This is a genomic window from Micromonospora sp. NPDC049203 (genome assembly GCF_043197215.1).
Taxonomy (GTDB): Bacteria; Actinomycetota; Actinomycetes; order Mycobacteriales; family Micromonosporaceae; genus Micromonospora.
Genome location: NZ_JBICSV010000001.1, coordinates 753,879 through 775,936 on the forward strand (window position 1 = coordinate 753,879; position 22,058 = coordinate 775,936).

Consider the following 22,058-nt stretch of genomic DNA (forward strand, 5'->3'; position numbering starts at 1 on the left):
GACTGGCACCCGGCGGCCCCGGTGGGTCACTATGCCCCCATGGCCGACCCGCACTCCGACCCGTCCGGCACCGTCTACGGTGCCCGCCGCGCCCGTGGTGTCCGAGGCGTCCGGCTGCCCCAGGACCCGCTGATGCGGGTCGCGCTGGGCGTCGGCGTGGCGGGCGTACTCCTCGGGGCCTTCTTCGCCACCGGCGTGCTCGGCGGCGGTGGCGAGCGGCCGGTGGTGCCGGCGGCTGCGGTGCCCACAGCGGAGCCGAGCGAGCCGGGCGCGGAACCGACGGCGGAGCCCGCCCCGACCTCGGCGTCGCCCTCGCCGAGCGCGGCGCCGACCACACCGGCCGCACCAGTCGCCACGCCGAAGGTGCTGCGGGGCGTGCCGTCCGGGCGCTGCCTCGGCGTGACAGGTGACGAGGCCGAGGGCGCCCAGGCCGCGCTCGCCGACTGCACCGGCGGTCCGGAGCAGCAGTGGGTGGTCACGCCGGTCACGAACGACACCTACCTGCTCGTCAACGCGGCGAGCAGCAAGTGCCTGGACGTCAACGAGGCCAGCACCGACGACGGCGCCGACATCCAGCAGTGGTCCTGCAACGGGCAGGCCAACCAGCAGTGGCGGTTCCAGCCGGCCGGGAACGGCGCGGCGCTGCTGGTCGCGGTGCACAGCGGCAAGTGCGCGCAGGTCGACGACGCGGGCACCGAGGCCGGGCGCGAGCTGGAGCAGGCGCCGTGCGGCGGCGCCGCCGAGCAGCAGTGGGCGGCCGGCTGACGGTCAGCCCCGGTAGCTCCAGGCCCGCCGGGCCGGCACCGGCAGCGCGAACGCGGGCTCCCCGGCGGCACGGCGGCGCAGCAGCAGCGACAGCCCGGCCGCGCCGATCGACAGCGCACCCGCCACGTACCAGGCCGGCGCGTAGTCGCCGAGCCGGTCCCGGACCAGACCCGCGCCGGTGGCCGCGAACGCGGCGCCGAACTGGTGCGCGGCGAACACCCAGCCGAACACCACGGCCCCGGACGCGCCGAACCACTCCCGGCACAACGCAACCGTCGGCGGCACTGTGGCCACCCAGTCCAGCCCGTAGAAGACGATGAAGACCAGCATGCTCGGCCGGGCCGAGCCGGCGAACAGGCTCGGCAGCACCAGCAGCGACGCCCCGCGCAACGCGTAGTAGGCGCCGAGCAGCAGCCGGGCGTCGACCCGGTCGGTGAGCCAGCCGGAGGCGATCGAGCCGGCGATGTCGAAGAGCCCCACCACGGCGAGCAGCCCGGCGGCTGTGGTCTCCGGCATGCCGTGGTCGTGCGCGGCCGGCACGAAGTGCGTACCGACAAGGCCGTTCGTGGTCGCCCCGCAGATCGCGAAACCGCCGGCGAGCAGCCAGAACGCCCGGGTCTGCGCGGCGGCGGCGAGCGCGCCGACCGCCCGCGCCGCCGCGCCGCCCTCCGGCCGGGCCGGCGGCACGACCTCGGTCGCGCCGTAGGCGGGCCGCCCCAGGTCCGCCGGATGCTCCCGCAACAACCACACCACAAGGGGTACGACCGCCAGCGCTGCTCCGGCCACGACGAGTGCCGCCGTGCGCCAGCCGTGGTCGCGCACGAGCACCGCCAGCAGCGGGAGGAAGACGAGCTGCCCGGCCGCGCCGCCGGCGGTGAGCACGCCGGTCACCAGGCCCCGGCGCCTGACGAACCAGCGCCCGGTCACCGTCGCCACGAACGCCAGCGCCATCGAGCCGGTGCCGAGCCCGACGAGCACGCCCCAGCAGAGCAGGAGCTGCCAGCTCTCGGTCATCCCCACGGTCAAGCCGCTGCCGGCGGCCACCAGCAACAGTGCGCCGGCCACCACCCGGCGGATGCCGAACCGGTCCATCAGCGCGGCGGCGAACGGCGCGGTGAGGCCGTACAGCAGCAGGTTGACCGAGACGGCGGCGGAGATGGTCGCCAGCGGCCAGCCGAACTCGGCGTGCAGCGGGTGCAACAACACGCCGGGCGTGGCGCGGAAACCGGCCGCGCCGACGAGCGCCACGAAGGCGACGGCGGCGACGAGCCAGGCCGGATGCGGGCGGGATCGGGTCACCAGCCGAGTCTCCGGCCGGGCGGTTGCGGGGGACGAGTGGCCGGAAAGACATCATGCGCAATAATCGGGCCATGTCTGTACCGCACCGGATCGCCGTCCTCGCCCTCGACGGCGTGGTGGCGCTCGACCTCGGCACCCCGGCCCAGGTCTTCGGCGCCGGCCGTACCGACGACGGCAGCCCGCTCTACGCGGCGGCCACCTGCACCCCGGGCGGGCTGCCGGTACGCAGCAGCGCCGGCTTCCAGGTCCTCCCCGACCACGGCCTGGAGCTGCTGGAGCGCGCCGGCACCGTGATCGTCCCCGGCATCCACGGCGGCCCGCCGATGCACGACGGGATCGTCTCCGCCGAGGTGGCAGACGCGCTGCGGGCCGCGCACGACCGGGGCGCGCGCGTCATGTCCATCTGCACCGGCGCGTTCGTGCTCGCCGCCGCCGGCCTGCTCGACGGCCGCCCCGCCACCACGCACTGGGCGTACGCGTCGCGCTTCCGCCGCCTGCACCCCGGCGTACGGCTCAACCCCGACGTGCTCTTCGTCGACGACGGTCGCGTGCTCACCTCGGCCGGCGTGGCCGCCGGCATCGACCTGTGCCTGCACGTCGTACGGACCGACCACGGCAGCGCGGTGGCCAACCGGGCGGCCCGGCGCTGCGTGGTGCCGCCGTGGCGTGACGGCGGGCAGGCCCAGTACATCGAACGGCCGGTGCCACGCGGCGCGGACCACGGCACCGCCGCCACCCGCGAGTGGGCGCGGCAGCGGCTGCACGAGCCGGTGGCGCTGCGCGAGATGGCGGCGCACGCGCGGATGAGCGTCCGTACGTTCACCAGGCACTTCCGTTCCGAGACGGGGCTCAGCCCGGCGCAGTGGCTGCTCCAGCAACGCACCGAACACGCCCGGCTGCTGCTGGAGACGACTGATCTGAGCGTCGACCGGATCGCCCGGGACGCGGGCTTCGGCACCACCGCCGCACTGCGCCAGCACCTCCACGCCCGGGTCGGCGTGTCCCCCACCGCCTACCGCCGCACGTTCCGCCCGTCTCCCGCCCCGCCCACACCCCCGCCAGCTTCCGTCGATCTTGGAGTTGTGGCACCTGGAAGGCCTGGCATGTCGGAGTTGTCCACTGCCACACCTGCATGATCGGCGGTCTGCCGGCCTGATCCTCAGGCAAGGTGGGGCTGGCGGCGCAGGGCGCGGAGCTGGGTGAGATGCAGCGGCAGGTGCACGCGGATGTGCAGATCCAGCGCTCTGCCCCAGGGCAGCGAGTCGTCCACGTCCAGGTCGAAACCCTCGCGCAAAACCGTGTCCACAGGCGTCTCCGCCGCCGGGCCGAGCCGTTCGGCCAACGCGCACAGCTTCTGGCTCGTGGCCCGGAACAGCGCGGCCACGCCGTCCAGCCCGCCGCACTCGGAGACCAGCGCGTCCAGTTGCGGCCGGTGGATGGTGTCGAGGTCGTAGTAGGCGAACGGCGAACCGGCCAGCACCGCCTCGGTCGCCTCGCTCATCAGCTCGTCGTTGGCGGCCAGGTGAGCCACGATCTGCTCCGCGCTCAGATCCCCCTCCGGCGGAGGCCCGAACCCGCCCGCGTCGATCTCCGCGAACAACGCGTCGTACGCCTGCCGCAGCGCCGGGGCGTCCACCTCGTCCATGCCCCGCATCCAACCCTCGTCGGCACCGCGGGCACCCCGGCTACCGTGGCCGGTTCACCCGGACGCGTGAAGGCCGGCACCCCGTTCGGGGTGCCGGCCTGTCTCGCTTACTTGTTCCAGTGCTCGGCGACCAGGTCGGCGGCCTGCTGCTCCCACTGGGCGTAGTGGTCCGGGTAGGCCGACACCTGGACGGTCTGGGCGGCCTTGGTCAGCGGCATGTCCTTCCAGCCGTCGACCTGCTTGAGACCCTTCAGGAACGCGGTCGTGGAGTACTCGGGGTCGGTGATCTGCTCCACCGTGCCCCAGCCGCTGGAGGGACGCTGCTGGAACAGGCCCTGCGAGTCGTGGTCGTTACGGTCACCGAGGTGGCCGAGGTTCTCCAGCTTCGACTCCTGCAACGCCGTCGCGATCGACACGACAGCGGCACGCTCGTCCATACCGGCCTTCTTCGTCGCCGCGATGATCGCCTTCACATTGGCGGTCTGCTCGTCGTTCAACTCGATACGCGACTGGTTGCCCTGCACACCGTGCGGGACCAGCTTGTCGCCCTGCTGCACGGTGGCCGAGACCGGCTTGGCCGCGTGGGTGGTGTCCGCCGCGTAGGCCGCGACCGGACCGGCGAACACGCCACCGGTGAAAGCCAGACCAGCGATACCCAGGACGCTCTTACGCAGGATCGTGTTCATGAGGGGGCTCCATTCGGGGGTCGACGCACCCGGGGGGGGGGCACGTGGCACCGTCAGGCGCTCAAAAAGTCTCGGGGGGAACCGGCTGCTCGCGGGGCAGGGGTGCCACGTCGCGGCGCCGGAACCATGTCCAACGACCGGCAGCCCGGGATGATTCCCGAGGACGTCTCACGCACCGTGGATAGCAGGTGCACGCCACCGGAACCGTGCTCAACGACGTGCCTGCCGGGATGATTCCCAACGACTCACGCCGCCAGAACCGTACTCAACGCGTGGCGGCCCGGCGAGATTCCCCGGGACCCGCCCCGCCTGGGGCAAGCCGCGCTCGGTCGTTCACCCGGTTACAACGCCACCGACCCGCCGACGATTCCACCCCCAGAGTGCCGCCCACCACCCCCGAACCAGACACCCACCCCAAACCCCCAGCCCCGCCCCCAGCACCGCGCCCTGCCACCCGTGATCAAGGAGTTTGCGGCAGCTTTCTGCGCCGACGAGGACACAAACTCCTTGATCACCCCCCCTGAACCACCCCGGCCCCACCTTGCGTGGTCGATCATGAGGTTGACGGCGGCCGGTGTCCGGTTTGCCGTTGCCAACCTCATGATCGACCGCACTGGGGGCGATCCGTGCCGCTGGGCTGCGAAGACCAGGGGCCGTCGGGGATGGGGGGACGACTCGAACGGGCCGGACACGTGAGGGGTGCGCAGCAATCGCGGCGTCGCCTGCGCGATCTTGCACTTTGTGCCCGCCCTTTGCCCTATTTGCGAGGTTTGCGGGGCACCAAAGTGCAAGATCGCGGACGGGCACGCCGGAACAGCTGCCGATCTTGGAGTTGTGGCACCTCGCGAAAGGTGTCAGACCAGGGCATCCTGTGGCACCACAACTCCAAGATCGACGCGGGCGGGAGGCGGGCGGGAGGGAGGGCGGGCGGTAGGTCTGAGTCAGCGGCGGCCGTGGCGGGCGCGCAGGTAGTCGGAGACCACGTATTCGCCCAGGTCGTCCAGGTCCGGGGTGAACATCCGGCCGCCCGAACGCCGCGCCACCGCGTCCACGAACCGCCGCAGTCCCGGGTCGTCACCCAGCATGAACAGGTTGAGCGTGGCACCGTACCGGGTCAGCCGGTCCACCTCCCGGATCGTCGCCGAGATGGTCTCGGGCAGCGGCGGCCAGTGGAAGTACGCCTCGCCGTCCTCCGGGTCCAGGTGCGCTGTCGGCTCGCCGTCGGTGACGACCAGCACCACCGGCTCGGCACCCGGATGGCGCCGCAGGTGCCGCCCGGCGATCCGCAGCGCGTGCTGGAGGTTGGTGCCCTGCTGCATGTCCGGTTCGACCGCCGCCAGCTCCTGCTGGGTGAGCGGCATCGCCTCCCGGCCGAAGCCGACGATCTGCAGCGCGTCCTGCGGGAACCGGGTGGCCATCAGGTGTGACAGGGCCAGCGCGGTCTGCTTCATCGGACCCCAGCGGCCCTGCGAGATCATCGAGTACGACAGGTCGACGCAGAGCACCACAGCCGCCGACGCCCGCCGTTCGGTCTCCACCACCTCGAAGTCCTCGACAGCGAGCGGCACCGGCACTCCGGGGCCGACCCGTCGTACCGCCCGGGTGAGCGTGCGCACTACGTCGAGCGGCTGCTCGTCGCCATACTCCCAGGGGCGTGATGCCCCGCTGACCTCGCCGGCGGCGCCCGCGGTGCGCAGGTCGTGCTGGCCGCGCGGGCCGGCGGTCAGGTCGGAGAAGACGCGCCGCAGCGCGGTGCTCGCGAGGCGGCGCAGCGCCTTCGGGCTGAGCGTCAGCCCTTCCGCGTCGCGGGTGACCCAGCCCTGGCGGCGCAGTTCGCGTTCCAGTTCCTGCAACCGGCGTACGTCGTCGGCGGCGTCGCGACCCAGCGTGCGGGCGACCGCCTCCACGTCGACGTCGTCGAGTGTGGCGCCGGGCTGGTCCTGGTCGAGGGAGTCCAGCAGCTCGTCGAGTTCGGCGATCTCGTCCAGCGCGCCGGTGGCCTCGCCGTAGCCGAGCGGCTGGTCGCCGCGGACCCGCTCGCCGCGCTGCCAGTTCAGGTCCGGTCGCAGCGACCGGAGGTGGGCGTCGAGTTGGGACAGCTCACCGGACAGCCGGTCGCCGAGCGACTGGCGCATCAGCCCGGCCAGTTCCTCGCGCTGCCGGTCCGACAGCGACCGCATCAGCCGTTCCCCGGCGGCGGCCCGCCGGGCCAGTACGTCGATCAGCTCGTCGACGTCCCTGGGCCGTTCCGGGAAGAACTCGCCGTGCCGGCGCATGAACTCGGCGAACGCGTCTGTGGTGTCCTCGGAGCGGGCGTGCCGGGCGAGCAGGTCGTTGAGGTCGCGCATCATCTCGGCGAGCTGCCGCTGGACGGCCGGGTCGGCGGTGGCCCGGGCCGCGTCGCGCAGCCCGGCGAAGCGCTGCTCCAGCACGTCGCCGCGCAGCCCGTCGAGGATCCGCTGGTACGTCTGCCGCGCCTCGGCGCTCACCCAGTCGTACCCGGAGAGCTCCGACACCGCGCGGGCGGTGGAGCGCGGCAGGTTGTCGAGCACGGCCTCGGCGAACCGGGCGTCGTCGCCGTCGCGGCCGCGCAGCTCGTCGCGTTCGGTGGCGAGCGCCTGGTCGAGCAGGGCCCGGGCCCGGGTGACAGCGCCGTCCAGGTCGCCCCGGCGCAGCGCCTCCCGGCGCAGGCGGCGGGCCCGGGCAGCCAGGTCGTCCAGCCCGCCGCGCCCCTGCGGACCGCGCCGCAGCAGCTCGCGCAGCGATTCGCGCAGGCTGCCGCCGGCCAGCACGTCCGAGCCGACCGCGTCCACCGCGGCGCGCACGTCGTACGGCGGGGCGAGCGGATCGGGTCCGCCGCGCCACTGCCCGTACCGGAAGCGGTTGCCGCCGGCCATCGTCAGTCCCGGTCCCCGTAGACGGTGCGCCCGGAGTCGGTGACGTCCTTGCCGAGCCGGCGGGTCAGGTGCAGCCCTTCCAGCACGAACTCGATGCCGGCGGCGGCCTCCTCCGGGCTGGGCGCGTCGCCGAGCCCGAGCCGGTCGAGCACCTTGGCGAGCCCCGGTACGGTGCCGACCTGGCGCAGCAGCTCGGCCGAGGAGACCAGCTCGCCGGTCTCGACGGCGCCGCCCTCGGCGACCAGCGCGGTGAAGCCGGACAGGTCGAGCCCGGCGAGCCGGGCGCGGAACGTCTCGGCGGTGGCGGTACGCAGCAGGTGCGCGAGCACCTCGATCTCGCGTCCCTCCTCGCCGCTCTCGAACTCGACCTTGCCGCGCAGCGTGGAGGTCACCGACACGGTGTCTCCGATCCGGGCCACCGGCGCCTCCGGCCGGGACGCCGACCCGGCGGCGGCCGAAGCCGAGGCGACGGCAGAGGCACCGGCGACGGCACCAGCACCAGCACCAGCACCAGCACCAGCACCAGCACCAGCCAGCAGACCCGAGCGGCGCAACGCGGCGGCCGCGACGGTCTCGGCGGCGGCGATGGCGAACCGGGCGGACACTCCGGAGCGCGGGTCCACCGACGGGGACTCCCGCACGTCGCGGGCGAACCGGGCGAGCACTTCCAGCACGTGCTCCGGCACGACGGCGACCAGGTCTGCCTCCTGCCGGATCAGCGCCAGCTCCAGGTCGAGGTCGAGCGGGTAGTGGGTGCGGATCTCGGCGCCGAACCGGTCCTTGAGCGGCGTGATGATCCGGCCCCGGTTGGTGTAGTCCTCCGGGTTGGCGCTGGCCACCAGCAGCAGGTCCAGCGGCAGCCGCAGCTGGTAGCCGCGCACCTGGATGTCGCGCTCCTCAAGCACGTTGAGCAGCGCCACCTGGATGCGTTCGGCCAGGTCGGGCAGCTCGTTGACGGCGAAGACGCCCCGGTTGGTGCGCGGTACGAGCCCGAAGTGGATGGTCTCCGGGTCGCCGAGCGTACGGCCCTGGGCGAGGCGGATCGGGTCGACGTCGCCGATCAGGTCACCGACGCTGGTGTCCGGCGTGGCGAGCTTCTCGCCGTACCGCATCGAGCGGTGCAGCCAGGTGATCGCCAGGTCGTCGCCGGCCGAGGCGACGAGCGCCTGGGACGCGGGGGTGAGCGGGTGCATCGGGTGCTCGTTCAGCACCGAGCCGGGGATCACCGGGGTCCACTCGTCAAGCAGCGCGCCGAGCGAGCGGATCAGCCGGGTCTTGCCCTGCCCGCGCTCGCCGAGCAGCACCATGTCGTGCCCGGCGAGCAGCGCGCGCTCGACCTCGGGCAGGACCGTGTCCTCGTAGCCCACGATGCCGGGGAAGCGGTCCTCGCCGGAGCCCATCCGGGCGAGGAGGTTGTCTCGGAGTTCCTGTTTGACCGTGCGGTAACGGTGGCCGGCGGCGCGCAGCTCGCCGAGCGTGCTCGGCAGGTCGGCGGGCGGGACCGGGGAAACCTGATTGGGAGCGGTCACCCGATCCACGCTAGCGCGCTCCGGCGGCCGGCGGCCTCCGTCGTCGATGTCGCGACAGGGGAGGCCGCCGGAACGCTCACCTGCCGAGCCGGGCGCGGACCATCCGGGGCACGGCGGCCAGCCCGGTGACCGGGCGGAACGCGTGCGCGGCGGCGACCAGGGCGGCGTACTCGTCGTCGGCGAGATCGATCTCGGCGGCGGCCGCGTTGCGTTCCATCTGCTCGACCCCGGAGGCGCCCGGGATGGCCACCACGTTGGGGTGCCGCAGCACGTACGCGAGCGCGATCTGGCTCGGCGTGGCGTCGTGCGCGTCGGCGACCTCACGCAGCGTGGCGATCAGCGCGGCGCCGCGTTCCAGGTTCTCCGGCAGGAAGTACGGGTTGGCCCGGCGTACCGCCCCGGCGGGCGGGTTCGTGGCGTCGTAGCGGCCGGAGAGGAAACCCTGCGCCAGCGGGGAGTACGCGATGACGATCCGGCCGGCCTGCTCCGCGTACGGGATGAGGTCTTCCTCGGGGCCGCGGTCGATCATGCTGTAGCGGACCTGGTTGCTCAGCACCCGGCGGCCCAGCGCGGCCTCGGCGAACCGCCACCGGCGCAGGCCGTAGTTGCTGACGCCGACCTCGCCGACCAGCCCGACGTCCTGCAACGAGCGCATGCCGCGCATGGTGGTGGTGTCGGCGACCACCGGGTTGGCCTGGTGGACCTGGTAGAGGTCGATGCCGTCGACGCCGAGCCGGGCGGCGGAGGCGACAGCGCGCTGCTGCACCACGGGGGCGACCGGCAGCAGCGGGAAGATCTTGGTGGCGACCACGACCTTGGCCCGGTCCTCGCCCAGCGCCTCGCCGAGGATGCGCTCGCTGCGGCCGAAACCGTACAGCTCGGCGGTGTCGAACAGCGTGACGCCCAGGTCGAGCGCCCGCCGGACGATCTCGGCGGCGCGGCGCTCGTACTCCGGGCCGTAGCCCCACTCCTTGGAGCCGAACTGCCAGGTACCGAGGCCGATCTTGGAAATGGGCTTGGGGGTGTCGAGCGGCACGTAACGCATGAGGCCGAACGTACCCGCGCCGCTGCGGCCACACTCCCACGGCGACAGAATGACCTCGTGACATACCTCGCCAGCGACGACCGTTACCACGAGATGATCTACCGGCGCAGCGGCCGGAGCGGGCTGAAGCTACCCGTCATCTCCCTCGGCCTGTGGCACAACTTCGGACCGGACCGCCCCTTCGAGCGGCAGCGCGACATCGTCCGCCGCGCCTTCGACCTCGGCATCACCCACTTCGACCTGGCGAACAACTACGGCCCGCCGCCCGGTTCGGCGGAGGAGAACTTCGGCCGGCTGCTCGCCACCGACCTGAAGCCGTACCGGGACGAGCTGGTGATCTCCAGCAAGGCGGGCTACCTGATGTGGCCCGGCCCGTACGGCGAGTGGGGCTCGCGCAAGTACCTGATCTCCTCGCTGGACCAGTCGCTGCGCCGCCTCGGGCTGGACTACGTCGACATCTTCTACTCGCACCGGTTCGACCCGGAGACCCCGCTGGAGGAGACGATGGGCGCGCTCGACGCGATCGTCCGCTCCGGCAAGGCGCTCTACGTGGGCATCTCCAACTACGACTCGGAGCAGACCGAGCGGGCCGCCGCGATCCTGCGCGACCTGGGCACGCCGCTGCTGATCAACCAGCCGTCGTACTCGATGATGAACCGCTGGACCGAGCGCGACGGCCTGCTGGACACGCTGGAGCGCGTCGGTGCCGGCTGCATCGCGTACAGCCCGCTCGCCCAGGGCCTGCTCACCGACCGTTACCTGGACGGCATCCCGGCCGACTCCCGGGTGCGCACGAGCGTCTTCCTGGACGAGAGCGACCTCGACGACCAGACGATGGCGACGGTCCGCGGGCTCGCGGCGGTGGCGCGGCGGCGCGGGCAGACCCTCGCGCAGCTCGCCCTGGCCTGGGCGCTACGCGACCCGCGCATGACCAGCCTCATCATCGGCGCGAGCAGCGTGGCCCAGCTGGAGGGCAACGTCGCCGCGCTGGAGGACCTCGACCTGGACGGTGACGACCTGGCCGCGATCAGGGCGGTGCTGGGCTGAGTCACCAGATCCGGCGCCGCCCGGCGCGGTGGTTGCGGACACCGCACGGCCGCCCGGGCGGCGGCCCGCCGGTCCGGCTCAGCCGCATCCCGACCACTGCCGCCGCGAGCAGCGCGACGACGAGCGCCGCCGCGCCGACGAGCAACGGCCGAGACAGCGGTCCGTCGTCGGTCACCGCCGCGACCGGCACCGCCGGCTCGTCGCCGGTCGCCGCTCCGGCGAGGGTACGCGGAGGTGACGCGCTCGCCTCCGGCGCTGCCGGCGGCGCGTCCGGCTCACCGCGTGCCGCCCGGAGGATCACGTCCGAGCAGGAGTAGTACGTGTCCTGGGTGTCCGAGTTCTGCCAGATGACGTAGACGATGTGCCGGCCGGTCCGCTCGGCGGGCAGCCGCCCCCGCATCTCGTACGCGCCCGAGCGGATCGGCGGGTCGGTGACCTGAAGGAACGGCTTCTTCTCCAGGTCCGCCCAGGTCAGCACGCGCTTCGGTGAGTACGAGCCGGTGGTGACGTAGTACCGGAACGTGCCCCGGTGCGGGATGGTGGTGCGGTAGCGGAACGTGTGCGACGCCCCGGCGGTCAACGTGGTGGCCGGCCAGTCGGCGCGCGGCAGGTCCAGTCCCCGGTACGCGGACAGCCCGCCGCTGCACAGCTCCCCGTCCGGGATGCGTTCCCGGTCCCGCCCGTCGATCCGGGCCACCCGGATGTTGTCCCACTCGCGTACCGCCGCTCCGGCGGCGACCGCCGCCCGGCAGGCGGGCGTCTTCGCCCGACCGCCCTCGGGCCCGCACGCGGCGGCCCGGCTCAGCGGGCTGGTCGGCGCACCGTGCGCCGCGGCCGGCGCGGCGGTCAGCGGCACCGTCGCGGCGACGGCGGCGAGCGCGGCGAGCGCGCGACGTGCGGCCATGTGATCGACCTCCCGCGCAGTAGTACGGCCACGAGCCGCCAAAGGTTCGATCCGCGCCGATCGGCCGGGGCAACGTGACCGAACGGACAACCGGGACGGCGGCGGACGCCGTAGGGGTCCTACAGTGACGAAACCCTGTGATCGAGGAGCGCCCCTTGACCGAGCCGGCACCGTCCCCCGAGCCGTCCCGCGCCGCCCCCGCGGCCGGCCCCGCCCCGGGCGACGTCCCCGCCACCGCGCAGCCGTACCTGCTGGTCCTGCCCACAGTGGAGGGTGCTCCCCCGCCGGTGCCCTGGCCCGGCGCCGAGGGGCAGCCCGGCTGGGCCATTCCGGTCAGCGTGCCGCCCGGCACCCAGGGGTACGCCTTGTTCCTCCCGCTGGTCCCCGCGATCGGCCAGCCGACGGCGACCGGCCAGCCTGCGGCGGCGGTGCCCGCCCAGGCCACCGCGCCCGCCGCCGAGCGCTCCCCCGTGGAGGGCGTCGCCCCTGCCGCCGCACTGGCCGACCGGCCGGCGGGCGAAGAGCCTGTCGCCGCCCCACCGGACGCCGTTCCGGCCGCTCGCCGGGAGCAGGCGGGCGGAACGTCCTCGGCCACCGGCGACGCGGCATCGTCCACGCCGGATGCCGCCCCGGCGGCGTCGGCCGGCACCCAGGCGGCCGACTCGAAGCCGTCCGTCGCAGGCGCCGCCGCAGCGGAGGCGGCCACGACCGGCTCCGGTGAGGCCGGCGCGATTCCCGGAGATGGCGCTCCGCAGACGGCCACGCCCGCGACCTCCGGCCCGCCGGGAGCCTCGCAAACGCCTGCTGCTCCCCCGGGCACGCAGCCGGCATCCGGGTCATGGGTGGCGCCGGGGACGCAGCCGGCCTCCGGGCCGTCGCCCGCGCCGGGTGCGCCGCGCGCTCCGGGTACGCCGCCTCCACCCGGCGTTGGGCCGACGCCCGCGCCGCCGCACCCCGGCATGGCGTGGGGTGGGCACCCGCAGGCGCCGGTGTGGGCGCCGCGCCCGCCGGTGCCACGGACCTCGTTCCTCGGCGCGCGCTGGCCCGGCCCGAAGGCGGCGACCGGGCGGGCCGTGCCGCTCGCGGTGCTGGCCGCCGCGATCGGCAGCGCGGTCTTCGTGCCGCTGGGCCGCGTCGGCGTCGGCTGGTTCCTGGGGTGGCTCACGCTCACGCTCGCGGTGGGGCTGGCGGTCCGGTCCAGGACCACGGATCTGCCGCGCGCCGACAAGCTCATCCGGGCCGGGTGGGCGGTGGCCGCCCTGGCCCTGATCGCCGTACCGGCGTTCCGCAACGCCTGGTGGCTGGTGACGTTCTGTGTGCTCGGCGCGCTCGGCTGCGCCACGCTCGCGATCATCGGCGGCCGGCTGGTGCGCTCGATCCTGTTCGGCCTGGTGGCCACGCCGTTCGCGGCGTTGCGGGGCCTGCCCTGGGTACGCCGGCACGTCACCGCCTCGCCGCAGGAGGCGACGGTGCGCAAGGTGACCGTCTCGGTCGTCGCCACGGTCGTGGTGCTCCTGGTCTTCGGCAGCCTGCTCGCGTCGGCCGACGCGGCGTTCTCCGAGGCGCTCGGCTCGCTCGTTCCCGAGATCAACATCGGTACGGTGTTCGGCTGGCTGTTCCTCGCAGTGGTGGGCGGGCTGATCGCCGTGGCCGCGCTCTACACGCTCGCCGCGCCGCCCGACCTGTCCACCGTGGATCGCGCGGGTGAGCGCCGTCTCGGCCTGCTGGAGTGGGCCCCGGCCATCGGCGCGCTCACGCTGCTGTTCGCCGGGTTCGTGGTGGTGCAGTTCACCACGCTCTTCGGCGGGCAGCGGCACGTGCAGCGGGTGGCCGGTCTCAGCTACGCCGAGTACGCGCGCAGCGGTTTCTGGCAGCTGCTGTTCGTCACGCTGCTGACCGTGGTGGTGCTGGGCGGGGTGAGCCGCTGGGCACGCCGGGAGCAGCCGGTCGAGCGGCTCCTGCTGCGCGTCCTGCTCGGGCTGATCAGCGCGCTGAGCGTGGTGATCGTGGCGTCGGCGCTGTCCCGCATGTGGACGTACCAGAAGGTCTACAGCTTCACCGGCGAGCGGATCTTCGTGATGGCCTTCGAGATGCTGCTCGGCACGGTGTTCCTGATGATCCTCGCGGCGGGCGTGCGGTGGCGGGGCCGGTGGATTCCCGGCACCACGCTCGCGCTGGCTGTGGCGATGCTGCTCGGCCTGGCCGTGCTCAACCCCGAGGACTACGTCGCCCGCCGCAACACGCTGCGCTACGAGCAGACCGGCAAGATCGACGCGTGGTACCTGCGGGCGCTGTCCGCCGACGCCACGCCGGCGCTCGCCAAGCTCCCCGATCCGGTACGCCGGTGCACGCTGAGCTGGATCGCCGACGACCTCGCCGAGCCGGACCCCTGGTACGCCTGGAACCTGGGCCGCCAGCGCGCCCGGAAGGCGCTGGAGAAGGTCGGCCCGCAGGCGATCGGCGGCCAGAAGGACTGCCGCCGGGCCGACCAGTTCGACCTGCCGAAGACGCGACGCCCCCGCTGACCTCGCCGGCCGGGCCGCGGATCACCGCGGCCCGGTCAGGCCGGGGCGCCGCCGAAGCCGATCTCGTTGCCGTCCGGGTCGTGGAAGATCACCTTGCGGACGCCGTTGTCGTAGGTCTCCCGCGCGGCCGGCTCCAGCCCGCGGGCGGCGATCGCCGCGACACGGGAGTCGAAGTCTTCGACGAAGATCGTCTGCATGGCGTGACCGGCGTGGCCGGGCCGCACCTCAATGTAGAGGTAGCGGTGCTCCGCCAGCTCCCACACCGCTTCGTGGTCGTTGGGCAGGAACTGCGGCGGGTCGCCAAGCAGTCGCTCGTACCAGGCCGTCGACATGGCGAGATCACTGATCGGGACGCCGGCGAACAGGTCGACAGTCATCCGGCCAATCTAGCCGGGGCGACGTGCCGGCGCGGGCTCACGCCGTACCGGCGCTTGAACGCCGTACTCAGGGCGAACGAGCTGCCGTAGCCGACCCGGCGGGCCACCGCGCCGACTGTGGCGCCGGGCTCGCGGAGCAGGTCGGCCGCGAGCGCCAGCCGCCAGCCTGTCAGGTACGACATGGGCGGCTCGCCGACCAGCGCGGTGAAGCGCCGGGCCAGCGCCGCCCGGGACATCCCCACCTCGGCGGCGAGCGACGCCACCGTCCACGGCCGGGCCGGCTCGTGGTGCAGCATCCGCAGCGCGCGGCCGACCACCGGATCGGCGTACGCCCGGTACCAGGCGGGCGCGGCGGCGCCGGGCCGGGCGAACCACTCCCGCAGCGCGGCGATGAGCAGCAGGTCGAGCAGGCGGTCGAGGACCGCCTCCTGGCCGGGGTCGTCCTTGACGATCTCGGCGGCCAGCAGCGGCACCAGGGGCGTGTCCCAGGACTCGCGCCGGACCACCGCGAGCTGCGGCAGCGCGTCCAGCAGCCGCCGCCCGACAGTGCCCCGCACCGGGTACGTGCCGGTGAGCAGCACGGTCCGGCCGTCCGGCCCGTTGCCCCAGGTGCGTACGCCCCAGCGCGTCATCGCGAACAGCTCGCGCCCGTCCGGTGTGGTGCAGCGCTGCCCCGGGTGCACGACCACCTGCGGCACCGTCGCCGGGTCGTCCGCCACCGTGTACGGGGCCGGGCCGCGCACGATCGCCACGTCACCGTCGCCGAGCCGCGCGGCCTCCCCCTCCTCGGGCACGATCCAGGCGTCCCCGCGCACCACGGCGACCAGCGTGAGCGGTGCCTCGTCCCGGATCAGCATCGACCAGGGCGGGGTGAGGATCGAGCGCAGCAGGAAGGCGCCCCGCGCCCGGGGACCGTCGAGCAGGCCGGAGACGGCGTCCACGAGACGATTGAACACAGGGTCGCGCGTCCTGACCATGGGCCGTCTCACCGCGCGGCGGTTCGATGAGGACATGCGACTCGTACAACAACTGACGCTGGTCGGTGCCACAGTCGGGGCCGGGCTGATGGCGGGCCTGTTCGCCGCGTTCGCGTACGCCGTGATGCCGGCGCTGCGCGGCGCGGACGACCGCACGTTCGTGGACGCCATGCAGCGCGTCAACGTCACCATCGTCAACGGCTGGTTCCTGCTTGCCTTCCTGGGCACGCCGGTGCTGGCCGCGCTCGCGGCGGTGCTGGCGTGGCGGGGTGCGGCCCGGCCGGCGCTGCCGTGGATCGTCGCCGGGCTGGCGCTCTACCTGGTGATGTTCGCCGTCACCGTGGCGGTGAACGTGCCGCTCAACGACGCGCTCGCGGCGGCCGGGGCGGCGGATCCCGGTGTGGCGCGGGAGCGCTTCGAGTCCGCCTGGGTCACCTGGAACGTGGTCCGGACGCTGGCGAGCACGGCCGGGTTCGGCGCGCTGTGCTGGGCGCTGGCGCTTGCGGGCCCGGCGGCCGGTTGAACTGCTACCGCGGGTCTTCGATCAGCGGCAGGTAGCTCTCGGGCAGCCAGCGGACGACCACCTTCGGGAAGAGCATGCCGCCGAGCCGGCGGTAGAACCGCTGCGCCGCCTCGTTCTCCGGCTTCACCTCCCACCGGATGACGAGCCGGTCGACGGCGGCCCGCTCGGCCAGCGCGGTCATCAGCCGTCGGCCCACACCACCGTCCCGGGCCTCGGCACGGACGAACAGGTCGTCGAGCGCGAGGATGTCCTCACCGCTCCACATGTGCAGGCGCCGCTGCGCGGAGACGTAGCCGAGCGTCTCACCGTTCCGCTCGGCCAGCAGGACCGTCACGTCGGCGCGGCCGAGCACCTCGCGCCATCGATCGGGGGTCGCGCCGACGTGCTCGCTCTCCCCCTCGTGGGCCGCGATCTCCCGGACCAGGGCGTCCACCGCGGCCGCGTCGTCCGGACCGGCCTGGCGGATGCGGATGGCGTGGTTCACGGTGCTCTCCCTCACGGTCGAATCACGGGTGGACGCTCATGATCATCCCCCGGAGGCACCGCCTGATGATCCGACTTTCGGGTCGAGACTGCTGCCGTCAGGACGCCGCGAGCAGTCGGACCTCGCAGCGCACGCCGCTGGCCTTCGCGAGCCGTCCGTCACCGGTGACCAGGGGGCAGGCCAGCAGCTCCGCCGCGGCGACGTAGGCCGCGTCGTACGCCGACACGTTGCCCCGCAACTGCCACATCCGGTCCAACAGCGCTGCGACGCCTACCTCGTCGATGACCAGCGAGGGCAGGATGTCGATCGCCTCCTGCGCCCGGGCAGGGCCGAGCCTCCCACCGAGCACCTTGCCCCTGATCACGGACATGACCTCGACCAGCAGATGGCTCGGCGCGGCCCAGTGTGGATCTCCGGTCAGTTCCGCTCGCGCCGCATCCCCGATCGGACCGTCGTCGATCAGGGCGTCGGCCAGCACCGACGCATCCACCACTATCACGCGGCGCTCCCCTGCGGCCCGCGCTGCTCCCGCTGGTCGTTCAGCTCGGCGGCACTCTCGCCCGGCAGGGAGCGAGCGCCGTCCGATCGACCGGCGAAGCGATCGAGGGCGGCTGTGTTTCGCAGCCGTCGAGCCTGCGTCTCCACCAGTTCCAGCAGGTACGTCTGGAGCGACTGCCCGCGCGCCTTTGCCTGCGCCGCCAGGGCATCTCGCACCTCTTCCGGCACGTCGCGGATCTGAAGAGCAACCATGCATTCATTATGCATGCAGAAGGGGCCTGCACAGCAGAGTCCTGCGAGGCTGTGCTCCCACCAGAGCGTTTCGCTCGCATGGAGCCCTCCATCGCTGGCGGGAGTGGCTCGCCGGCCCGCTCAAGTCCTCGTTACACGCTCGGCCCCTCCCGCTGATCGTTCAACCCATCGGATATCGATGCCCGCCGAAGGGCGAGTGCCGAGCGGACACTCATCCGAACGACACGGCGAGCACGGGAACATAAAGTCAGTCCTTTCGCATCGCAGCCGCGATATGGGGAGGGCCATATGAAGCGCAGACGAGTAAGCCTGCTGGACCTCGGCCTGGATTCATCGTTCGACGCGGCGATGACCTTCGTGCAGTCGACGCTTCAGAACATCAACGCCGGGTGCGACGAACCCGTCGTCGACATCGACTTCGTTCGGTCCCGAGATCCCAGCACGGTGTTGTCCGCATTCACCGCGTCATGCGATGTCCTTCACGTCATGGCGCACGGCGACCACACAATCACGCCGACATTCAGCAGCACGGACGGCGAGGTCGAGATCTCCTTGGAGCATCTTGGGGAGGTGGCGGCGGCACAGAGCAAGGGGATTTCGACGAGCGCCATCATCGCGGACGGCTGCAGGACCGGCACCGGCGTGTGGCAGAAGGCGGTGCGCGACTGCCTACAAGGGGAAGTGACCTACATCGGCACCTCCGCAAACGTCGGCTGGCACGAGAGCGGCGTGTTCTGCTCCGCGTTCTACGGCGCTCTCTTCCGGAACCGCGGCAGAGGCATGTCGCCGGCCGAGCAAGCCTGGGACGCCGCCGATCGCGCCATCAATGCCTACACCTTGCTGACGGACAGGAACTGCCCGTACAAGGTCACGACCTTAAGGCCGAGCCAAAGGGCCCGCACTCTGTTGGGATAGCGCCCAGCCGTTGCACCACGGAATAGAGGCCGGAGAGGCCCTCCAAGCACTACCGGTGTCGCTGACCGACCGCCACCCCGCCTGCCGTCGCGCGCACTCAGAACCGTCGGCAGGGACCGTCGTGCAGGCATGCCAATTGCTGCCTCGACAACTGGTCACTGCGGTGCCCAGTTCCTCGCCCCTCAGAGGAATGGGCAATGACAACAAGCGGGAACGTCGGGCGAAAAGCAATCAGCGACCCGGTCGATGATCATCCGACCAGGCCGCTGACCTGTTGTCCCAAGGGTGGAGCCGAGGGGACTCGAACCCCTGACCCCCACACTGCCAGTGTGGTGCGCTACCAGCTGCGCCACGGCCCCTTGCGGTCGTCCCCGGTCGCCCGGGCACGGAGAGAACTATACACACGCCGTCCGGCATGGTCATCTCGCGGGGTCCCCCGCACCCGGGTCAGTTCAGCGCCACGTCCGGCGGGAAGTGGGCCACCGCCGCCATCATGCCGCCCTGCCGGCGCAGCACCATCGGCCAGAGATCATCCGGCCGGTCGACGAAGGCGTCGCCGGGCAGCGCGTCGAACACGAACCAGGAGCCCTCCTCGATCTCGCGCTCCACCTGACCGGCGCCCCAGCCGGAGTAGCCGGCGAACACCCGGATGCCGCCGATGGCCTCGCGCAGCTTCTCCGGGTCGACCGAGAGGTCGATGGTGCCGACCGCGCCGGAGACGCGGTGGAAGCCCTTGACCGGGCGGACCGGGTGCCGCATGCGGGCCAGGCAGATGGCCGAGTCGGGCTGCACCGGGCCGCCCTCGAACAGCACCGCCGGGTCGCCGGCCAGGTCGCTCCAGTCGCCGAGCACGTCGGCCACCGAGACCTCGGTGGCGCGGTTCAGCACCACCCCGAGGGCGCCGCCGGGTTCGTGGGCGACGAGCAGCACGACCGTACGGTCGAAGTTCGGGTCCTTGAGCCCCGGTGTCGCGACCAGCAGCCGTCCGGTCATCGACTCCATGGCCCGGCCACCGATCGCCTGCCCCTCACCCTGCATGTCCGACACCCGTCAGCCGTGTGCCCGTACGGGCCCGAGGCCGTCGACCGTCCACCCTGTCAACGCCATGTCACGCACCATAGCCTGCACCCGGCCCGCTGGTTAAGGTCTGACGGCGGGTGATCACGACGGATCGAGGGAGGGCCGAATGGCGGCGCAGGCCGAACTGGCGGTGATCGGCGGGTCGGGGCTCTACGCCCTGCTCGACGGGGTGGAGCACGTGGTGGACACCCCGTACGGCGCACCGTCGGGCCCGATCACGGTCGCCGAGGTGGGCGGTCGCCGGGTGGCGTTCCTGCCCCGGCACGGGCGCGACCACAGGTACCCGCCGCACCTGATCCCGTACCGGGCGAACCTGTGGGCGCTGCGGTCGCTGGGCGTACGCCAGGTGCTGGCGCCGTGCGCGGTGGGCGGCCTGCGGCCGGAGCTGGGCCCGGGGACGTTCGTGGTGCCGGATCAGTTGATCGACCGCACCAGCGGGCGCACGCAGACCTACTACGACAGGGGCGCGGTGCACGTGTCGTTCGCCGATCCGTACTGCCCGGCCGGGCGGCGCACGCTGCTGGACACGGCGGCCGGGCGTGGCGTGCCGGTGGTGGACGGCGGGACCGTCGTGGTGGTCGAGGGTCCGCGCTTCTCGACGCGGGCGGAGTCGCGCTGGTTCGCCTCGATGGGCGGCACGATCGTCAACATGACCGGCCACCCGGAGGCGGTGCTCGCCCGTGAGCTGGCGCTCTGCTACACGTCGATCGCGCTGGTGACGGACCTGGACGCGGGCGTCGAGGCAGGCGAGTCGGTCACCCATGAGGAGGTGTTCCGGGTCTTCGCGGAGAACACCGACCGGCTGCGTGGGCTGCTGCTGGACGCCGTGGCGGCGCTGCCCGCCGAGCGGGACTGCCGGTGCGGGAGCGCGCTGGACGGGATCACGCTGCCGTTCCCGCTGCCCTGAGCGCGGGAAGCGCCCGAAAAGTCGGCTTAAGCCCGATAGATTCGGCTGGTCGGGAGACTGGGCACCGGACCGGATCCGGCATCCGCGTGTGAGGACGGAGGCGGCCGGCCATGGCGACGGTGCGGGAGGCGACGTACGACCTGCTGCGCGCGCTCGGCCTGACCACCGTCTTCGGCAACCCCGGCTCGACCGAGGAGCCGTTCCTCGCCGACTTCCCGGACGACTTCCACTACGTGCACGCGCTCCAGGAGGCGTCGGCGGTCGCCATGGCCGACGGGTACGCCCAGGGCACCGGCCGGCCCGCGCACGTCAACCTGCACACCGCGCCGGGCACCGGCAACGGCATGGGCAACCTGGTCACCGCCTGGCACAACCGGACCCCGCTGATCGTCAGCGCCGGGCAGCAGACCCGCGAGATGCTGCTGATCGAACCGCGCCTGGCCAGCCCGCGGGCGGTCGAGCTGGCCCAGCCGTACGTCAAGTGGGCGCACGAGCCCACCCGCGCGCAGGACATCCCGGCGGCCTTCATGCGGGCGTACGCCTCGGCGGTGCAGCCACCGGCCGGGCCGGTGTTCCTCTCCCTGCCGATGGACGACTGGGACCGCCCGGCCGACCCGCCGCCGCAGGTGCGCACCGTCGCCACCCGGATCGCGCCGGACCCGGACCGGCTGCGGGGCTTCGCCGACGTGCTGGCCGCCGCCAGGACCCCGGCGCTGGTGCTCGGAGCGGCGGTGGACCGGTCGGACGCCTGGCCCGAGGCGGTCGCGCTGGCCGAGCACCTGGCCGCCCCGGTCTGGGCCGCCCCGGCGCCGGAGCGGGCCGTGTTCCCCGAGCGGCATCCGCACTTTCGGGGCGTGCTGCCGTACGCGATCGGACCGCTGTCGGAGGCGCTGCGCGGCCACGACGTGGTGCTCGTGGTGGGTGCCCCGGTGTTCCGCTACTACCCGCACGTGCCGGGCGACTACCTGCCCGGCGACACGCGGCTGCTGCACGTCACCGACGACCCGGACGAGGCGGCCCGCGCGCCGGTCGGCGAGAGCCTGCTCGGCGACGCCGGGCTGACCATGGCCGCGCTGTGCGAGCTTCTGCCGGCGACCGGCCGGGCGGCGCCGTCACCGCGACCGCGGCCGGCCCCGCCCGAGCCGGCCGACCCGCCGAGCGCCGACGCGCTGTTCGCCGCGCTGGCTGACGCGTGGCCGGCGGACGGGGTGCTGGTGCAGGAGTCGCCGTCGAACCTGGCCGCGCTGCGCCGCCGGCTGCCGATCGACCGGCCGCGCTCGTACCTGACGATGGCCAGCGGCGGTCTCGGGTTCGGGCTGCCGGCTGCGGTCGGGATGGCCCTTGCCGAACGCGACACCGGGCGTGGCCGCCCGGTGGTCGCGGTGGTCGGCGACGGCTCGTTCCACTACTCGGTGCAGGCGCTGTGGACGGCGGCGCGGCTGCGCCTGCCGCTCGCCGTCGTGGTCCCGGTGAACCGGCAGTACGCGATCCTCAAGGCGTTCGCCGAGCTGAAGCACACTCCGGGCGTGCCGGCGCTGGACCTGCCCGGGCTCGACGTGACGGCGGTGGCGCACGGCTACGGCTGCGCCGGTGAGGCGACCACCCTGGACGGGCTCGGTGCGGCGCTCGCCACAGCGCTGGCCGCGGACCGGCCGACGGTGCTGCCGGTGGCGATCAGCACCGACGTGCCACGGATCCTGTGA

The 22,058-nt window shown here is 73.2% G+C and carries 21 protein-coding genes and 1 tRNA gene; 8 read left to right on the plus strand and 14 right to left on the minus strand.

Annotation, left to right across the window (positions count from 1 at the left end; translation table 11 throughout):
• Positions 1-39 precede the first annotated feature (39 nt).
• Positions 40-765 (plus strand): RICIN domain-containing protein, encoded by a 726-nt coding sequence (locus ACGFIA_RS03545; RefSeq protein WP_357386127.1) that lies wholly within the window; start codon positions 40-42, stop codon positions 763-765.
• 3 nt (positions 766-768) lie between these two features.
• Here the strand turns inward: ACGFIA_RS03545 and ACGFIA_RS03550 are convergent, their stop codons facing one another.
• Complete coding sequence (locus ACGFIA_RS03550; RefSeq protein WP_357386129.1) at positions 769-2,064, minus strand: MFS transporter; 1,296 nt, start codon at positions 2,062-2,064, stop codon at positions 769-771.
• 53 nt (positions 2,065-2,117) lie between these two features.
• Between ACGFIA_RS03550 and ACGFIA_RS03555 the strand changes: the two genes are divergently transcribed.
• Complete coding sequence (locus ACGFIA_RS03555; protein WP_357386131.1) at positions 2,118-3,200, plus strand: helix-turn-helix domain-containing protein; 1,083 nt, start codon at positions 2,118-2,120, stop codon at positions 3,198-3,200.
• Positions 3,201-3,223: 23 nt separating this feature from the next.
• Here the strand turns inward: ACGFIA_RS03555 and ACGFIA_RS03560 are convergent, their stop codons facing one another.
• The 5 genes from ACGFIA_RS03560 to ACGFIA_RS03580 form a co-directional block, all read right to left on the minus strand.
• Positions 3,224-3,718: a hypothetical protein gene (locus ACGFIA_RS03560; protein ID WP_393258336.1), complete on the minus strand. Its 495-nt coding sequence runs from the start codon at positions 3,716-3,718 to the stop codon at positions 3,224-3,226.
• 98 nt (positions 3,719-3,816) lie between these two features.
• Positions 3,817-4,395, minus strand: coding sequence for a hypothetical protein (locus ACGFIA_RS03565; RefSeq protein WP_393258339.1), 579 nt, complete (start codon positions 4,393-4,395; stop codon positions 3,817-3,819).
• Between the two features lie 941 nt (positions 4,396-5,336).
• The gene (locus ACGFIA_RS03570; RefSeq protein ID WP_393258342.1) at positions 5,337-7,292 is read right to left on the minus strand and encodes a VWA domain-containing protein; all 1,956 of its coding nucleotides are present in this window, start codon (positions 7,290-7,292) and stop codon (positions 5,337-5,339) included.
• Positions 7,293-7,294: 2 nt separating this feature from the next.
• Entirely contained in the window at positions 7,295-8,830 is a 1,536-nt protein-coding gene (locus ACGFIA_RS03575; RefSeq protein WP_357387848.1) for a magnesium chelatase, read from the minus strand.
• A 67-nt stretch (positions 8,831-8,897) separates the two neighbouring features.
• Entirely contained in the window at positions 8,898-9,866 is a 969-nt protein-coding gene (locus ACGFIA_RS03580) for an aldo/keto reductase (protein ID WP_393258345.1), read from the minus strand.
• A 57-nt stretch (positions 9,867-9,923) separates the two neighbouring features.
• Between ACGFIA_RS03580 and mgrA the strand changes: the two genes are divergently transcribed.
• Positions 9,924-10,913, plus strand: a complete 990-nt coding sequence (gene mgrA, locus ACGFIA_RS03585; protein ID WP_393258351.1) for an L-glyceraldehyde 3-phosphate reductase — start codon at positions 9,924-9,926, stop codon at positions 10,911-10,913.
• Position 10,914: 1 nt separating this feature from the next.
• Here mgrA and ACGFIA_RS03590 read toward each other — a convergent pair whose 3' ends face one another.
• Positions 10,915-11,817 (minus strand): lytic polysaccharide monooxygenase, encoded by a 903-nt coding sequence (locus ACGFIA_RS03590; RefSeq protein WP_393258354.1) that lies wholly within the window; start codon positions 11,815-11,817, stop codon positions 10,915-10,917.
• 155 nt (positions 11,818-11,972) lie between these two features.
• On the opposite strand from ACGFIA_RS03590, the gene ACGFIA_RS03595 reads away from it, so the two are divergent.
• Positions 11,973-14,342, plus strand: a complete 2,370-nt coding sequence (locus ACGFIA_RS03595) for a DUF4153 domain-containing protein (protein WP_357387855.1) — start codon at positions 11,973-11,975, stop codon at positions 14,340-14,342.
• A gap of 35 nt (positions 14,343-14,377) precedes the next feature.
• Here ACGFIA_RS03595 and ACGFIA_RS03600 read toward each other — a convergent pair whose 3' ends face one another.
• Positions 14,378-14,719: a VOC family protein gene (locus tag ACGFIA_RS03600; protein WP_357387857.1), complete on the minus strand. Its 342-nt coding sequence runs from the start codon at positions 14,717-14,719 to the stop codon at positions 14,378-14,380.
• The gene (locus ACGFIA_RS03605) at positions 14,716-15,660 is read right to left on the minus strand and encodes an AraC family transcriptional regulator (protein WP_357480947.1); all 945 of its coding nucleotides are present in this window, start codon (positions 15,658-15,660) and stop codon (positions 14,716-14,718) included. Before ACGFIA_RS03605 ends, ACGFIA_RS03600 begins: the two co-directional genes overlap by 4 nt.
• A 70-nt stretch (positions 15,661-15,730) precedes the next feature.
• Here ACGFIA_RS03605 and ACGFIA_RS03610 point away from each other — a divergent pair, with 70 nt between their 5' ends.
• Positions 15,731-16,219, plus strand: coding sequence for an anthrone oxygenase family protein (locus ACGFIA_RS03610; RefSeq protein WP_357387861.1), 489 nt, complete (start codon positions 15,731-15,733; stop codon positions 16,217-16,219).
• A gap of 4 nt (positions 16,220-16,223) precedes the next feature.
• Here ACGFIA_RS03610 and ACGFIA_RS03615 read toward each other — a convergent pair whose 3' ends face one another.
• The 3 genes from ACGFIA_RS03615 to ACGFIA_RS03625 all read right to left on the minus strand — a co-directional run bounded on the left by ACGFIA_RS03615 (position 16,224) and on the right by ACGFIA_RS03625 (position 17,453).
• On the minus strand, positions 16,224-16,703 hold the full coding sequence (locus ACGFIA_RS03615) for a GNAT family N-acetyltransferase (protein WP_393258360.1): 480 nt from the start codon (positions 16,701-16,703) through the stop codon (positions 16,224-16,226).
• Positions 16,704-16,800: 97 nt separating this feature from the next.
• Positions 16,801-17,202, minus strand: coding sequence for a type II toxin-antitoxin system VapC family toxin (locus ACGFIA_RS03620; protein WP_393258363.1), 402 nt, complete (start codon positions 17,200-17,202; stop codon positions 16,801-16,803).
• Positions 17,199-17,453 carry a hypothetical protein gene (locus tag ACGFIA_RS03625; RefSeq protein WP_030501430.1) on the minus strand — a complete coding sequence of 85 codons (255 nt, stop codon included), beginning with the start codon at positions 17,451-17,453 and terminating at the stop codon, positions 17,199-17,201. The genes ACGFIA_RS03620 and ACGFIA_RS03625 overlap by 4 nt, the downstream gene beginning before the upstream one ends.
• Positions 17,454-17,741: 288 nt before the next feature.
• Between ACGFIA_RS03625 and ACGFIA_RS03630 the strand changes: the two genes are divergently transcribed.
• Positions 17,742-18,368, plus strand: coding sequence for a hypothetical protein (locus ACGFIA_RS03630; protein ID WP_357387867.1), 627 nt, complete (start codon positions 17,742-17,744; stop codon positions 18,366-18,368).
• A 286-nt stretch (positions 18,369-18,654) separates the two neighbouring features.
• Here the strand turns inward: ACGFIA_RS03630 and ACGFIA_RS03635 are convergent.
• Positions 18,655-18,727, minus strand: a tRNA-Ala gene (locus ACGFIA_RS03635).
• Between the two features lie 88 nt (positions 18,728-18,815).
• Entirely contained in the window at positions 18,816-19,406 is a 591-nt protein-coding gene (locus tag ACGFIA_RS03640; RefSeq protein WP_357470317.1) for a YqgE/AlgH family protein, read from the minus strand.
• A 148-nt stretch (positions 19,407-19,554) separates the two neighbouring features.
• On the opposite strand from ACGFIA_RS03640, the gene ACGFIA_RS03645 reads away from it, so the two are divergent.
• Both ACGFIA_RS03645 and mdlC read left to right on the plus strand, forming a co-directional pair.
• The gene (locus ACGFIA_RS03645) at positions 19,555-20,355 is read left to right on the plus strand and encodes an S-methyl-5'-thioadenosine phosphorylase (protein ID WP_357480941.1); all 801 of its coding nucleotides are present in this window, start codon (positions 19,555-19,557) and stop codon (positions 20,353-20,355) included.
• A 110-nt stretch (positions 20,356-20,465) separates the two neighbouring features.
• A complete protein-coding gene (gene mdlC / locus ACGFIA_RS03650) occupies positions 20,466-22,058 on the plus strand; it encodes a benzoylformate decarboxylase (RefSeq protein WP_357387873.1) in 1,593 nt (530 codons plus the stop codon).

Excerpts from the sequence above, each read along its gene's own strand:
- ACGFIA_RS03630 (WP_357387867.1), top strand. The coding sequence starts at position 17,742 with ATGAAGCGCAGACGAGTAAGCCTGCTGGACCTCGGCCTGGATTCATCG.
- ACGFIA_RS03560 (WP_393258336.1), bottom strand. The coding sequence starts at position 3,718 with ATGCGGGGCATGGACGAGGTGGACGCCCCGGCGCTGCGGCAGGCGTAC.
- ACGFIA_RS03590 (WP_393258354.1), bottom strand. The coding sequence starts at position 11,817 with ATGGCCGCACGTCGCGCGCTCGCCGCGCTCGCCGCCGTCGCCGCGACG.
- ACGFIA_RS03580 (WP_393258345.1), bottom strand. The coding sequence starts at position 9,866 with ATGCGTTACGTGCCGCTCGACACCCCCAAGCCCATTTCCAAGATCGGC.
- ACGFIA_RS03640 (WP_357470317.1), bottom strand. The coding sequence starts at position 19,406 with ATGCAGGGTGAGGGGCAGGCGATCGGTGGCCGGGCCATGGAGTCGATG.
- mdlC (WP_357387873.1), top strand. The coding sequence starts at position 20,466 with ATGGCGACGGTGCGGGAGGCGACGTACGACCTGCTGCGCGCGCTCGGC.
- ACGFIA_RS03610 (WP_357387861.1), top strand. The coding sequence starts at position 15,731 with ATGCGACTCGTACAACAACTGACGCTGGTCGGTGCCACAGTCGGGGCC.
- ACGFIA_RS03600 (WP_357387857.1), bottom strand. The coding sequence starts at position 14,719 with ATGACTGTCGACCTGTTCGCCGGCGTCCCGATCAGTGATCTCGCCATG.
- ACGFIA_RS03570 (WP_393258342.1), bottom strand. The coding sequence starts at position 7,292 with ATGGCCGGCGGCAACCGCTTCCGGTACGGGCAGTGGCGCGGCGGACCC.
- ACGFIA_RS03555 (WP_357386131.1), top strand. The coding sequence starts at position 2,118 with ATGCGCAATAATCGGGCCATGTCTGTACCGCACCGGATCGCCGTCCTC.
- ACGFIA_RS03545 (WP_357386127.1), top strand. The coding sequence starts at position 40 with ATGGCCGACCCGCACTCCGACCCGTCCGGCACCGTCTACGGTGCCCGC.
- ACGFIA_RS03565 (WP_393258339.1), bottom strand. The coding sequence starts at position 4,395 with ATGAACACGATCCTGCGTAAGAGCGTCCTGGGTATCGCTGGTCTGGCT.
- ACGFIA_RS03625 (WP_030501430.1), bottom strand. The coding sequence starts at position 17,453 with ATGGTTGCTCTTCAGATCCGCGACGTGCCGGAAGAGGTGCGAGATGCC.
- ACGFIA_RS03645 (WP_357480941.1), top strand. The coding sequence starts at position 19,555 with ATGGCGGCGCAGGCCGAACTGGCGGTGATCGGCGGGTCGGGGCTCTAC.